The organism is Mesorhizobium sp. M5C.F.Ca.ET.164.01.1.1, assembly GCF_004792125.1.
Lineage (GTDB): Bacteria > Pseudomonadota > Alphaproteobacteria > Rhizobiales > Rhizobiaceae > Mesorhizobium > Mesorhizobium wenxiniae.
Genome location: NZ_SRTG01000001.1, coordinates 3238856 through 3251846 on the forward strand (window position 1 = coordinate 3238856; position 12991 = coordinate 3251846).

The window sequence follows — 12991 nt, forward strand, 5'->3', positions numbered from 1 at the left end:
CACGGAATGCCTATGCGCCGACGCCGCGCGCTGGCCTGGTCCGTGGGAGGCTATCGGCCTCGTGGCCGCCCGGTTCGCCGACAACGCGGTCGCGGCCGGTCGATTTGGCTTTGTAGAGGCGCTGGTCGGCCAGCGCAAAGACATCGGCAAGGCAGCGGGTCGTGTCGCTGACGGTGGAGATGCCGGCGCTGACGGTTATGTCGAACCGGCTGGTGCTTGCCGATGTCTTGACCGCCTGCCTGATGCTTTCGCCGAGCAGCCTGGCGACCGAATGCGAACGTGAGCAGAGGATGGCGAATTCCTCGCCGCCGATCCTGAACACCTGATCCTCGGGATCGACAATTTCGCCAAGCAGGGCAGCGACGGATTTCAGCACCTTGTCGCCCTCGGCGTGGCCGAAGCGGTCGTTGATCGATTTGAAATGGTCAACATCGATGATCACGAGGCTGAGCGGCTTGGCCGTTCGCAGACTGGCGCCTACAGCGGCTTCACCGTCGCTGTCGAAGCGTCCCCGGTGCAGCAGGCCGGTGAGGCCGTCGCGGCCGACATGCTCGACCAGCGCCTCGTAGCGCTCGCGATAGGTCAGCGTTTCGAAAATATCGGACAGGCCGCGCGGCGCCGGAATCTGCCGCGCCTCGAACCATTTGATATAAACGACAAGCATGGTGCTGTAGGCAAGTGCTGCCGCCATCTTGGCGAACCAGCCGCCAAAGAAAACCGCGATCGGCGCGCCGGTGACGACGTGCAACGCGGTGAAAAATCCAGCCTGGTCGAAAGTGAGCACGCAAGCGACGGAGATCAGGATGCGGAAGAACAGCGCTTTGCGAAGATAACGCCCAAGCTTTTCGTAAAGCAGGATGATCAGGATAGCGTCGACGAAGAGCAGCGTCGTGCCCCACACCATCAGCCAGCCCATCTGGTCGATGAAACCGATGTCGGGAAGTTTGCCCTTGGGAAGCGGTGCGATCTCATGCAGGCGCAGGACCAGCACAAGCCCGATCATTAGGGCATTGCCAAGCAACAGGCCATAGATCGGCTGCCGGACGGTTGCCGCGTCTTCCTTGATGTAGAGCAACAGCAGCATCACCAGCTTGCCGGAAAACAGCACGGCGGACCCGGGCGAAACCATGCCGAACGGCAGCGCGACGTAAAAGACGCTGGCGAGGTAGGTTTCCAGGAAATGCATGGCCCCGAGGGCGCAGACAAAAACGCCGAGGCCGATACGGTGCCTGAACCGGAAAAGCGTGACCATGACGCCGAAGTAGAGAGCCGCTTCGACAAGGAGCAGAAAACTGTTCAGCAACGCCGTCGATCCGATCTTTCTCTGCAGAAATCGCGGCTTGCTGGCGATTCCCCATCCATCACCTTTCTGACGCGGAATAATTAACCGGAGCTTTCGTCGGGCTATGCAGCGAACCAAAAGCGAAGACAGGTCGATGAGCGTGTCCGGCCCGAAGATAGGTCCGAAATGCCAAAACAGTTTGCCGTTCGGCGCGGCATCGCCTACATAGCGCCCAACTTCCATTCAATCCGACATTACAGTCGACTTTTCAGGGAAAGCGCGCGTGGCACGCCAGTTCATCTATCACATGGCCGGCCTCAACAAGGCCTATGGCACCAAGAAGGTGCTCGAGAATATTCACCTCTCCTTCTACCCCGACGCCAAGATCGGCATCCTCGGCCCGAACGGCGCGGGCAAGTCGACCATCCTCAAGATCATGGCCGGCATCGACAAGGAGTGGAGCGGCGAGGCGTGGCTGGCCGAAGGCGCGACTGTCGGTTACCTGGCGCAGGAGCCGGCGCTCGATGCGAGCAAGACCGTGTTCGAGAACGTCATGGAAGGCGTCGCCGCCAAGACCGCGATCATTGAGCGCTACAATGAATTGATGATGAACTATTCCGACGAGACGGCCGACGAGTCGGCCAAGCTCCAGGACGAGATGGACCGGCTGAACCTGTGGGATCTCGAACAGCAGGTCGAAATGGCGATGGAAGCGCTGGGCTGCCCGCCCAAGGAAGCCGACGTCACCAAGCTGTCGGGCGGCGAGCGCCGGCGCGTCGCGCTGTGCCAGCTCCTGCTGCGCCAGCCCGATCTCTTGCTGCTCGACGAGCCGACCAACCATCTCGACGCAGAGACGACAGCCTGGCTGGAAAAGCATCTGCGCGCCTATCCGGGCGCGGTGATGATCATCACCCACGATCGCTACTTCCTCGACAATGTCACCGGCTGGATCCTCGAGCTCGACCGCGGCCGCGGCATTCCCTATGAGGGCAACTACACCAAATATCTCGAAGCCAAGGCCAAGCGGCTCAAGCAGGAGGGCCGCGAAGACGACGCGCGCCAGCGGGCGATCGGCCGCGAGCGCGAGTGGATCCAGTCCAGCCCGAAAGCCCGACAGACCAAGTCGAAAGCGCGCATCCAGGCCTTCCAGGATCTGCTGGATGCGGCCGACAAGCGGCGTCCGACCGACTCGCAGATTGTCATTCCGCATGGCGAGCGGCTTGGCAATGTGGTGATCGAGGTCGACGATCTGTCGAAGGGCTTTGGCGACAAGCTGCTGATCGATGATCTCGAATTCAAGCTGCCGCCGGGCGGCATCGTCGGCGTCATCGGCCCGAACGGTGCCGGCAAGACGACTTTGTTCCGCATGATCACCGGTCAAGAAAAGCCGGATGCCGGCATGATCCGCGTCGGCGAGACGGTCAAGCTCGGTTACGTCGACCAGAGCCGCGACGCGCTCGACCCGACCAAAACGGTGTGGGAAGAGATCTCGGGCGGCGCCGAAGTGGTCAAGCTTGGCAAATACGAAGCCAATACGCGCGCTTATTGCTCCTCGTTCAACTTCCGCGGCCAGGACCAGCAGCAGAAGGTCGGCAACCTTTCCGGCGGCCAGCGCAACCGCGTGCATCTGGCCAAGATGCTGAAGACCGGCGGCAATGTGCTGCTGCTCGACGAACCGACCAACGATCTCGATACGGAAACGCTGGCGGCACTCGAAGACGCGCTGGAAAACTTCGCCGGCTGCGCCGTCATCATCTCGCACGACCGCATGTTCCTCGACCGGCTGGCGACGCACATCCTGGCGTTCGAGGGCGATAGCCATGTCGAATGGTTCGAGGGCAATTTCGAGGATTACGAGCAGGACAAGATCCGCCGGCTCGGCCCCGATGCCGTCAATCCGCACAGGATGACGTACAAGCGGCTGACACGGTAAGGTTCTTATTTTAGGGCGGTGAATTCTCAAATGATCTGAGGAGCTGAAATGGCCGACTGGTCCGCCGCCCTCTACCTGAAATTCGAGGACGAGCGCACGCGTCCGGCGCGGGATCTGGTCACGCAGGTGCCGGTGGAGGCACCGCGCCGGGTGGTCGACATCGGCTGCGGGCCGGGCAATTCGACGGAATTGCTGGTCGAGCGCTGGCCGAGCGCGCAGGTCACCGGTCTCGACACCTCGCCTGACATGATCGAGAAGGCGAGGGCACGTTTGCCTGATGTGACCTTCGAGCCGGCGGATGCGACGGCGTGGCAGCCCGAACAGCCGGTCGACGTGATCTTTGCCAATGCGGTGTTCCAGTGGCTGCCGGAACATCCGGCTGTTTTCCAGCGGCTGATGGGATTTTTGGCGCCGGGCGGCGCGCTTGCCGTGCAGATGCCCGACAACATGAGCGAGCCCTCGCACCGGCTGATGCGCGACACGGCGGCCGAAATGCCGTTTGCCGAAAAGCTCGCGGGTGCTGCGCGCGGGCCGCTGCCGCCGGTGTCGTTCTACTACGATCTTTTGTCTCCGTTCTCCGACCGGCTCGACATCTGGCACACCGCCTACAATCATCCGCTGGCCGGTGCCGAAGCCATCGTCGAGTGGCTGAAGTCGACCGGGCTGAAGCCGTTCCTCGATCCGCTCGACGCGGCCGAGCGACGGTTTTTTCTCACGCGCTACACCGCTGGGATAACCGAGGCCTATCCGAAGACGGCGAACGGCAAGGTGCTGCTGCGTTTCCCGCGCCTTTTTATCGTCGCGCGGCGATCCGCTTAGAAACGGAGCCACACGAGAGGCAGTGCCTGGCGGCGCTTGACCCGGTTTCACCACCATGCGCATTTCAGCGCAAGGTCGTTGTCTTTTGCCTCAGGCATTTGATTTAAGCCGGCGTAAACACCCACCAGGTACGAAAAACAGTTGCGCCCAGCCTTCGCGGCGCCCACATCAAGCCGCAACGCTGCGCATGGGGACGAACTGAAAAATGCATCGCGTCATCATCAGCGGCATCGGCGTTGAAATCCCCGAGCCTTCGATCACCAATGAAGAACTGGTCGACAGCTTCAATGCCTGGGTCGACATGGAGAATGTCCGCCGCGAGGCTTCGGGCGAGACGCTGCTGCAGAAGTCGGACAGTGCCTTCATCGTCCATGCTTCGGGCGTGCAGACCCGCCATGTGATCGAGCGGGAAGGCATTCTCGACCCGACCCGCATGGCGCCGCGCATTCCGGCGCGGCCTGACGATGCGCTGTCGCTGGAGGCTGAGTTCGGCATCGCGTCCGCCAGGAAAGCGCTCGACCATGCCGGCCTGGAGCCTGGGGATATCGACCTGGTGATCTGCTCGGCCTCGCATCACCAGCGGCCCTATCCGTCGATCGCGATCGAGATCCAGCAGGCGATGGGCACGAAGGGCGCCGGCTTCGATATGGGACTTGGCTGCTCGTCGGCGGCGGCGGCATTGCACATTGCGGTCAATCTGGTGCGGGCCGGCGCACAAAGGCGCGTGCTGGTCACGACGCCCGAGATCATCACCGGCCATCTCAATTTCCGCGACCGGCAGACGCATTTCATCTTCGGCGATGCTTCTGTCTCGATGATCGTCGAGGGGCTTGCCCAGGGCGACAAGCGGCCGGGACGCTTCGAGGTGCTCGACACGAGGACCTGGACGCAGATGTCAAACAACATTCGCACCAATCTCGGCTATTACACACGCGCCGCCCAGGAGGATCCTTATATGATCAATCTGGAAGGCAACCTGATCAAGCAGGTCGGCAACAAGGTGTTCAAGGAAGTCACCGTCGCCGGGCACAAGTTCATCGTCGAATTCCTGGCCGAGCACGGGCTGACGCCGCAAGCGATTCGGCGCTTCTGGCTGCATCAGGCCAATGCCCGGATGAACGCCATGATCCTGAAGCTGTCGTTCGGCCACGAGGTCGGCCATGACCGTGCGCCGATGGTGCTGGAGCGCCTCGGCAATACCGCAGGCGCCGGCGCGATCGTCGCCCTGTCGGAGAACCACGCCGACATGAAGGCCGGCGACTATGGCCTGCTCTGCGCCTTCGGCGCCGGCTATTCGATTGGCGGGGCGCTATTGCGCATGCTCTGATTTGTCTTGACGCGAACGGCACCAGCATTAGCGGGCGCCGGTTGTAATCGCATCAGTCTGCTTGATTGGAGCATCAGTGCTTTAGACTGGACCTGATGAGCTCACTGCGGCTAATTGCACGCGTCACGCACGGAGCGAAGCCTATGCTGCATCTCTTCCCCGAGACCGAAAACCCGGTCGAAATCATCCCGGCGCGGAAGCTTGCCGCGCAGGTGGCCGCGCTTTACGTCGCGCCATCAGATCATTTCGAGACACGCGCGGTGGATGAATTGCGGCTCGGCTTCAACGGCATCGACGGCGATTTCCACGCTGGCGCGACGCGGCGCTCCGGCGGGCGCGAGCCCTGGTATCCACGCGGCACCGAGATGCGCAACGAGCGGCAGCTGTCGATCGTGGCGGCGGGCGAGCTGGCGATCGTCGCCCAGCGGATGGGCATCGCCGAGATCAAGCCGGAGTGGATCGGCGCCAATCTGTTGATCGAAGGCCTGCCGCATCTCTCCATGCTGCCGTCCGGCACGCTGCTGTTCTTCAAAGGCGGCGTCACCATCAAGGTCGACGCGCAGAACGGGCCTTGCCGCATCGCCGGGCGATCGGTCGCCGAAAATGCCGGAATGGCCGACCGCGAGGGCGGCGCTTTGCTGTTCCCGAAGGCGGCAAAGCGGTTGCGCGGCCTCGTCGCCTGGGTCGAAAGACCAGGCCGCATCACGACCGGCGAGGAGATTTCGGTGCGTGTGCCCGAGCAGTGGATTTACCGCGCGTAGCCACCCTCGGGTCAGGGATAGCGCACCAAGCTGGACCAGGCCTGGTCTTCGTGCTTTTGCCAATAGATCGCCATGAGGCGTGTGGTAATCGCACCGACCTTGCCGTCCGCGACCGGAACACCGTCAATCATTGTCACCGGCATGATGCCGCCGGCAGTCGAGGTGATGAAGACCTCGTCGGACTGACGCAGCGCAGCAACGCTGACATCGGCCGCTGTGACGGCAAGCCCTGCCTCCGCGCAGAGATCGAAGACGGTGCGACGGGTGATGCCGGGCAGCACGCCGACAGCAGGCGTCGACAGTTTGCCGTCAATCACGCAAAAGACGTTGAAGCCGGGGCCTTCCGCGACATTGCCGTTGAAATCGAGGACCAGCGCGGTCTCGGCGCCGCGGTCATAGGCGTCGTAGAGACCTCGCACCAGATCAAGCCAATGATAGTTCTTGATCGCCGGGTCGATCGAAGCCGGTGGGATGCGCACCTTGTCGCTGATCGCCACATGCAGGCCGCGCTGCAATTGCTCGGCATTGGCGACCGAGCCGAAGCGAACGGCGAAAGCCATGAAGCGGTTGATTGCTTCGCGCGGGTCGCGGCTGAAGGTCGGCGAGGCCCCGCGCGTGCACAGCATCTCGACATAAGCGGCGCGATAGCCCGACAGCGCCACGCAATTGTGGAGGATTTCGGCCACGCCCTCGCGCCCGAATGGGATTGTCATGCGCAGCTTTTCCAGCCCGCCGAAGAAGCGATCGAGATGCAGATCTAGGCGGAAGAAGCGGCCGTCCCAGACATGCACCGTGTCGTAGGTGGCGTCGGAATGCAGGAAGCCCCAATCCAGCACCGAGATCTTGGCTTGCGACATCGGCAGGTATTGCCCGTCTAGGAAGGCAACACCTTCCGGATAGGAGTGCGGGTCTATGTGATGGGCGGAGAGCGAGGGCAGTGGTTTAGTGTGCCGATCGGCCGGCTTGCTCATCACGTCCTCCGTCGGATCGTTTTTCGCCGATCAGATGGCGGGATAGAGCGGCAGAGTACAAGACACAGGCTGGGCTTGCCGCTGGGCCATCGAGAGAAGTTGTTAGTCCTCATCGTCATCCTCGAGCAGACGCGTGGCGCGCCAGCGGGTCAGCACGATGTTGGTCTGTTCCATGACGAAGAAACGCGCCGAGTCGCGGTCGTAGCCTTCGGCCAGCAGTTTTTCGTAGTCGGTGTGCACATGACGGATATGAGCTGTCGTCGCCAGCCACACGGCGATCGTCGGCGGCAAGCTCTTCATATGCACCGCGCCGGCGTCGGCGCGGATCTTTTCCATGTCAGCATAGGGCGCCAACGGCAAAAGTGCTGTCAGCGCCTTGGCGATGGCGCGGCGACGGCCGGTTGGCGCGCTCATTGCCCGTTCTGTCCCGGGGGCCCGTCCCGTCCGGGGGGCTCGTCCCGCCCGGCCATGGTCGCCTCGGCAAAGGCATCGGTCGAAGCGAAATAAGGCTTGATGTCGATGACCGGCGTGCCGTCGAGCACGTCGATCGCATCGATATCGATACGGCCCGTGTCGATGTCGAGGGAGACGAGCTTGGCGATATGCAACCCGACAGGGTTCGGCCGGGCAGGGGAGCGCAACGAAAAAACGCCTTTCGGTTCAGCCGCATGGCGGGGTTTCTGAACAATCAGGGTCCGCGGTGCGTGGTGCAGCCAGGACAGGATGATGACGTGGCTGGCGCGTTCCAGCCCGAGCAGGCCGTTACGATAGCGCTGGTCGATCGTGAGAACCGCCGGCTGTCCCGTTTCCCGCGCGGCTTTCATGTTCTTGGGGCAAGTTTCCCGCGTGGTCCAGAGCGAGGCGATGCGGCCGATGAAGACGACATGGCCGTCCGGCGGCATAACAGCCGGATCGGTTTCCAGAAGCTTTTCGCCGTTGCGCGTTTCGAACATGGTTGTCCCCGATCATGCTTCCGGCTTTGCGCGATCCACCACGCATGCGTCATTTTCTTGTCCGGAAGCGACATAGCGCTTGCAAGGCAATCAAAATCGACATAAACATATGTTTATATCTTTTTCAAAGAGAATGCTCACATGCATGTCGCACTCGATACCATGGTAGATACATTGAAGGCGGCGGCCGAATCCAGCCGGTTGCGCATCCTGGCGTTGCTGTCGCGCGGCGACCTGACCGTTTCCGATCTCACCGAAATCCTCGGCCAGTCACAGCCGCGCGTCTCGCGCCACCTGAAGCTTTTGCTGGAGGCGGGACTGATCGGCCGTTACCAGGAGGGCTCATGGGCCTTCTTCCGGCTGTCGGATTCGGATGCGGCGCGGGATTTCGTGCTCAGGCTGGTCTCCGGCATCCGGGCTGCCGATCCGCAGGTCGAGCGTGACCTCGAGCGATTGGCGGCGGTCAAGCGCAAGCGGCAGGATCGCGCCGCCGAATATTTCTCGATAAACGCCGCGAGCTGGGACCATATCCGCTCGCTGCATGTGCCGGACCGCGCGGTGGAGGCGGCGCTGCTCAAGCTCGTCGGCAAGCGGCCGTTCCAGTCGATGCTCGATCTCGGCACCGGCACTGGGCGGCTGCTCGAGATCTTTTCGCCGCTCTACCGGCGCGGCATCGGCATCGACATGTCGCGCGAGATGCTGACGGTGGCGCGCGCCAATCTCGACAAAGCCGGCGTTTCGAATGCGCAGGTGCGCCAGGGCGACATTTTTGCGCCGCCGGTCGAGCGCGACGCCTTCGATCTCGTCACCATGCACCAGGTGCTGCACTATCTCGACGATCCCGCCCGCGCCATCCGCGAGGCAGCAAGGCTGCTGCGCCCGGCAGGCCGGCTGGTGATCGTCGATTTCGCTCCGCACGCGCTGGAATTCCTGCGCGACGCGCACGCGCATGTGCGGCTCGGCTTTTCCGACCGGCAGATCACCGAGTGGTTTTCCGATGCCGGGCTCGACCTCGAGGACAGCCAGGAATTCGAGCCGCGCGGCGGCAACGAGGCCAGCCTCACCGTAAAACTGTGGCTCGGCCGTGACCAGCGCATGCTGATCGCCGATCCTTCCAACCACGCACAACCGGCCAATGCCTATCCGATAGGGGAAACCGCCTGATGAACCAGTTCCGCTTTTCCCGCCGCCCTGACATTGGCGACAAGATCCGGGTTTCGTTCGAGTTCTTCCCACCGAAGAGCGATGAAATGGAAGCACGGCTGTGGGACACAGTTACCCGGCTGCAGCCGCTCAAGCCGAAATTCGTCTCCGTCACCTATGGCGCCGGCGGTTCGACCCGCGAGCGCACGGCACGCACGGTCAAGCGCATCCTCAACGAAACGGCGCTGACGCCGGCGGCGCACATGACGTGCGTCGATGCGGCGCGTCACGAGGTCGATGAGGTCATTCAGGAATTCGCCGAGATGGGTGTCACTCGCTTCGTCGCCTTGCGCGGCGACCCGGCCGAGGGCGTCGGTGCAGCCTATCGTCCGCATCCGGACGGCTATGCCAATGGCGCCGAACTGGTGGGGGCGCTGAAAGGCGTTGGCGATTTCGACATCTCGGTCTCCGCCTATCCGGAAAAGCATCCGGAGAGCCCGGATTTCGCCACCGACATCGACATGCTGAAGCGCAAGGTCGACAATGGCGCGACGCGGGCGATCACCCAGTTCTTCTTCGACAACGACCTCTACGAGCGCTATGTCGAGCGGGCACGGCGGGCCGGCATCTACATCCCGATCGTGCCGGGCATATTGCCGGTCCACAATTTCACCCAGGTCGCCAATTTCTCGTCGCGCTGCGGCGCGCTGTTGCCGGCATGGCTGGCCGAGCGCTTCGACGGGCTGCAGAAGGACCCGCAGACGCATGCGCTGGTGGCGTCCGCGGTGGCGGCCGAGCAGGTGCTGGACCTTGTCGAGCGCGGCGTCGGCGATTTCCATTTCTACACCATGAACCGGGCCGATCTGGTCTTCGCCGTCTGCCACATGATCGGCATCCGCTCGCATGAGGCTGAAGCTGCGGGGTCTGCTGCGGCGTAAGTCTCGGTCGAGTCTATGGAAATGCAAAAAAGGCCGGGTAAAAACCCGGCCTTTTCAATGACTTGGACTATTCGGTGCGGATCTTCCGTTGCTTTGGCGGGTCTACGGAAGAAAGCCCATAATGAGGGCTCCGATGAATGCAAACGCAGCACAAATCATCAATGCGTTGATTGGCCTCGTGAGTCCCATGTCATAGCCTCCTCTTAAAGAGCTATGGCCAGAGTCTAGGGTCATTTGTGCCACAGGCAAGCGGAAAATATGTTGCAATGCGACGACATTGTGGAATTTACGACCGGCTCTTTGCCGTTAGGCATTGAAACTCTTCGGCAAAATCCCGCTTCGGACCTGTGCATAAAATGTGACGAAGCTGGGGCAGCGATGGATTATGGCAGCGCTGCCGCCGCCGAAAATCGGAATCGATTTTCGGGTCGATGCGAAGATTCAACGAGTTAGAGCTTCGTTTGCGCCTCCAATACGAAGCTCTAACGCTGGCGGCCGAACAGGCGGCCGTCGATGGTGACGAGGCCGAGCGCGATCAGTGCCATGCCGCCGAGCTCGAACAATTCGAGCCGTTCGCCCAGGAACAGAAAGCCGAGCAGGATGGCACTGGCCGGCACGATCAGCGTGACCAGCGAGGCGTTGGTGGCGCCGGCCGAGGCGACGAGGTTGAAATAGAGGATGTAGGCGAAGGCGGTGGACAGCAGGGCCAGCGCCAACACCGCTGTCCACACCGGCGGCGAGGCCGAAAACAGGTTGGCAGTGCCGTGGCTAAGCAGCACGATCGGAATCATGATGATGGTCGAGGCGGTCAATTGTCCCGTGGCGATGACCGGTGAAGGCACGCCCTTGAAGCGGCGGGCAATCATCAGGGCGACCGCATAGGACAGCGACGCACCGACCAGCGCGAATTTCGCCCAGACCGGTCCGCCCAGCCCGGCAAGCAGGCCGGGACCGATCATCACCGCCGTGCCGACGATGCCGAGCGCGATCCCGGCAAGCTTGTTCCAGGAGAGTTTTTCGTCTGATGTCAGCGCGTTGGCGAGGATCAACGTCCAGAACGGCGTCGTCGAATTGAGCACCGAGGCGACACCGGCGCCAAGTTCAGTCTGGCCGGCGAAGATCAGCGAGAAGGGAATGACGTTGTTGACGAGCGCCAGCAGGAAGAACAGACCGGCATGCGGCAAGGCGAGGCGGAACGACGGACCGCGCAGGCCGAGATAGAGATGCAGCGCCAGCGCCGCGATGGCGACGCGGAACAGCACCAGCACCAGCGGCGGAATCTCGGCAACCGCAATGCGGGCAAAGAAGAACGAGCCACCCCAGATCGCGCCGAGCAGCAGAAGCTGTGCCCAGTCTTTCAGGGCCATGGGTCCGCGCATTGCAGTCGTGGTTGTGATCGCCATGGATTGTCCTCCCAGATAGCTCTGAATGCCAAGCCAATCAGGCGTCTGTTCAGGCCATATCCTGTTCAATGGCAAGGGCCACCCGAAACCAGATAGGTAGGCTAGCTTTCCTGTCCTCTGGCCTGTCATCTGGCGTAGCGCCGTGGCGTTTGGGCCGCGAGACACAGAATTGTTTTCATTCCCGCATAGGTTGGATTAATTGTGCGCAGTCTAGGTCAAGGGATTCGTCCATGCAGCGATTCGAAAATGCGCGCGAAGCGGCGTTGGCGCTTCGCCCGGACGATCCGATCTATTGCTTCCGCCCGCAGGTGCTGAAGGCGGACGCGAGGCAGTTCATGGGCATGTTTCCCGGCAAGACCGCCTATGCGGTCAAGACCAACGGCGAGCAGATCGTGCTGAACGCGCTGGCCGAGGCTGGCGTCAATGCCTTTGACGTGGCCTCGCCCGGCGAATTCGCCGCCGTGCGCGCGGTCTCGCCCGACGCCGAGATGCTCTACATGCATCCGGTCAAGGCACAGTCGGACATCAAGCTGGCGCTGGAGAAATATGGCATCCGGGTCATCTCGCTCGACCATGAGGACGAGATCACCAAGCTGACCCGCGTGGTGCGGGCGCTCGATATCGATCCGGGTGCGATCACCGTGTTCGTGCGCATCCAGACGAAGGGATCGGCCGCCTACGAACTGTCGAAGAAATTCGGCGCTGGGCCGGCCAATGCGGTCGAGCTGGCCGAACGGCTGAACCGGACGGGCTACAAGGTCGGCCTGTGCTTCCATGTCGGCAGCCAGATCGAGGATCCCGACACCTATGAGCGGGCGCTGGCCTCGGCCGACTGGGTTCGCAACCGCGTCAGCTTCGACATTGCCGGGCTCGATGTCGGTGGCGGTTTTCCCGCCGAATATGGCCATGATCCCAACCGCAAGCTGATCGAGATGCCGTCGCTCGGCCAGATCATGTCGCGGCTGTCGGGCGACTTGAAGGAATACCAGTTCGACCAGATGCCGCTGGTGGCGGAGCCGGGCCGGGTGATCGTGGCGCGCTGCCTGTCGCTGATCGTGCGCGTGCTGCTGCGCAAGGGCAAGCGGCTCTACATCAATGACGGCATCTGGGCGTCGCTGTCGGATTCATGGACCGGCAAGATCACGCTGCCGGCGCGCTTCATCCCAGACCCGGCGATCCGTTCGCGCAATGGCGAGGAGAAGACAATTGTGCCGTTCAAGGTCTGCGGCGCGACCTGCGATTCCGTCGACATCCTGTCGCGGCCATTCTGGCTGCCGGAAACGGTCGATACCGGTGACTGGATCGAGATCGGCCATATCGGCGCCTATTCGCTGTCGCTGAGGACACGGTTCAACGGCTTCTATCCCGATACCTTCGTCGAGGTGACGACGCCGTTCGACGAGGGCGATGCGCCGGAAGGATTTGCCAGCTTGGAGACGATGGCGGACTAGGCCATTTGTA

The 12991-nt window shown here is 62.3% G+C and carries 12 protein-coding genes; 7 read left to right on the forward strand and 5 right to left on the reverse strand.

The annotated features are described in order from the left end of the window. Nucleotides 1-10: 10 nt before the first annotated feature. Nucleotides 11-1303 carry a GGDEF domain-containing protein gene (locus EN807_RS15980; RefSeq protein WP_135935625.1) on the reverse strand — a complete coding sequence of 431 codons (1293 nt, stop codon included), beginning with the start codon at nt 1301-1303 and terminating at the stop codon, nt 11-13. Between the two features lie 262 nt (nt 1304-1565). Between EN807_RS15980 and ettA the strand changes: the two genes are divergently transcribed. The 4 genes from ettA (at nt 1566) to EN807_RS16000 (ending at nt 6122) form a co-directional block, all read left to right on the forward strand. Then, the gene (gene ettA, locus EN807_RS15985) at nt 1566-3215 is read left to right on the forward strand and encodes an energy-dependent translational throttle protein EttA (protein WP_135935626.1); all 1650 of its coding nucleotides are present in this window, start codon (nt 1566-1568) and stop codon (nt 3213-3215) included. 48 nt (nt 3216-3263) lie between these two features. After that, nucleotides 3264-4034 (forward strand): trans-aconitate 2-methyltransferase, encoded by a 771-nt coding sequence (gene tam / locus EN807_RS15990; protein ID WP_135935627.1) that lies wholly within the window; start codon nt 3264-3266, stop codon nt 4032-4034. 205 nt (nt 4035-4239) lie between these two features. After that, nucleotides 4240-5361 (forward strand): beta-ketoacyl-ACP synthase III, encoded by a 1122-nt coding sequence (locus tag EN807_RS15995; RefSeq protein WP_135935628.1) that lies wholly within the window; start codon nt 4240-4242, stop codon nt 5359-5361. A gap of 143 nt (nt 5362-5504) precedes the next feature. Beyond that, the gene (locus EN807_RS16000; protein ID WP_135935629.1) at nt 5505-6122 is read left to right on the forward strand and encodes an MOSC domain-containing protein; all 618 of its coding nucleotides are present in this window, start codon (nt 5505-5507) and stop codon (nt 6120-6122) included. 11 nt (nt 6123-6133) lie between these two features. On the opposite strand, the gene EN807_RS16005 is transcribed toward EN807_RS16000, so the two are convergent. From EN807_RS16005 to tsaA, 3 genes are all read right to left on the reverse strand, one after another. Then, nucleotides 6134-7093 (reverse strand): D-amino acid aminotransferase, encoded by a 960-nt coding sequence (locus EN807_RS16005; protein WP_135935630.1) that lies wholly within the window; start codon nt 7091-7093, stop codon nt 6134-6136. A 102-nt stretch (nt 7094-7195) separates the two neighbouring features. Next, a complete protein-coding gene (locus tag EN807_RS16010; protein WP_065010335.1) occupies nt 7196-7507 on the reverse strand; it encodes a DUF2293 domain-containing protein in 312 nt (103 codons plus the stop codon). Further along, nucleotides 7504-8046 (reverse strand): tRNA (N6-threonylcarbamoyladenosine(37)-N6)-methyltransferase TrmO, encoded by a 543-nt coding sequence (gene tsaA, locus EN807_RS16015; RefSeq protein WP_135935631.1) that lies wholly within the window; start codon nt 8044-8046, stop codon nt 7504-7506. Before tsaA ends, EN807_RS16010 begins: the two co-directional genes overlap by 4 nt. Nucleotides 8047-8187: 141 nt before the next feature. Here tsaA and EN807_RS16020 point away from each other — a divergent pair, with 141 nt between their 5' ends. Next, nucleotides 8188-9210 carry a metalloregulator ArsR/SmtB family transcription factor gene (locus tag EN807_RS16020; RefSeq protein WP_135935632.1) on the forward strand — a complete coding sequence of 341 codons (1023 nt, stop codon included), beginning with the start codon at nt 8188-8190 and terminating at the stop codon, nt 9208-9210. Continuing rightward, nucleotides 9210-10127 (forward strand): methylenetetrahydrofolate reductase [NAD(P)H], encoded by a 918-nt coding sequence (metF, locus tag EN807_RS16025; protein ID WP_135935633.1) that lies wholly within the window; start codon nt 9210-9212, stop codon nt 10125-10127. Before EN807_RS16020 ends, metF begins: the two co-directional genes overlap by 1 nt. A gap of 482 nt (nt 10128-10609) precedes the next feature. On the opposite strand, the gene EN807_RS16030 is transcribed toward metF, so the two are convergent. Continuing rightward, nucleotides 10610-11530: a DMT family transporter gene (locus tag EN807_RS16030; protein WP_135935634.1), complete on the reverse strand. Its 921-nt coding sequence runs from the start codon at nt 11528-11530 to the stop codon at nt 10610-10612. Nucleotides 11531-11760: 230 nt separating this feature from the next. On the opposite strand from EN807_RS16030, the gene EN807_RS16035 reads away from it, so the two are divergent. Continuing rightward, nucleotides 11761-12981: an alanine racemase gene (locus EN807_RS16035; protein WP_135935635.1), complete on the forward strand. Its 1221-nt coding sequence runs from the start codon at nt 11761-11763 to the stop codon at nt 12979-12981. Nucleotides 12982-12991: the final 10 nt, after the last annotated feature.

Coding starts and splice junctions, on each gene's coding strand:
- EN807_RS16010 (WP_065010335.1), bottom strand. CDS start 7,507: ATGAGCGCGCCAACCGGCCGTCGCCGCGCCATCGCCAAGGCGCTGACA.
- tsaA (WP_135935631.1), bottom strand. CDS start 8,046: ATGTTCGAAACGCGCAACGGCGAAAAGCTTCTGGAAACCGATCCGGCT.
- EN807_RS16000 (WP_135935629.1), top strand. CDS start 5,505: ATGCTGCATCTCTTCCCCGAGACCGAAAACCCGGTCGAAATCATCCCG.
- metF (WP_135935633.1), top strand. CDS start 9,210: ATGAACCAGTTCCGCTTTTCCCGCCGCCCTGACATTGGCGACAAGATC.
- EN807_RS16035 (WP_135935635.1), top strand. CDS start 11,761: ATGCAGCGATTCGAAAATGCGCGCGAAGCGGCGTTGGCGCTTCGCCCG.
- EN807_RS15995 (WP_135935628.1), top strand. CDS start 4,240: ATGCATCGCGTCATCATCAGCGGCATCGGCGTTGAAATCCCCGAGCCT.
- EN807_RS16030 (WP_135935634.1), bottom strand. CDS start 11,530: ATGGCGATCACAACCACGACTGCAATGCGCGGACCCATGGCCCTGAAA.
- tam (WP_135935627.1), top strand. CDS start 3,264: ATGGCCGACTGGTCCGCCGCCCTCTACCTGAAATTCGAGGACGAGCGC.
- EN807_RS16020 (WP_135935632.1), top strand. CDS start 8,188: ATGCATGTCGCACTCGATACCATGGTAGATACATTGAAGGCGGCGGCC.
- EN807_RS16005 (WP_135935630.1), bottom strand. CDS start 7,093: ATGAGCAAGCCGGCCGATCGGCACACTAAACCACTGCCCTCGCTCTCC.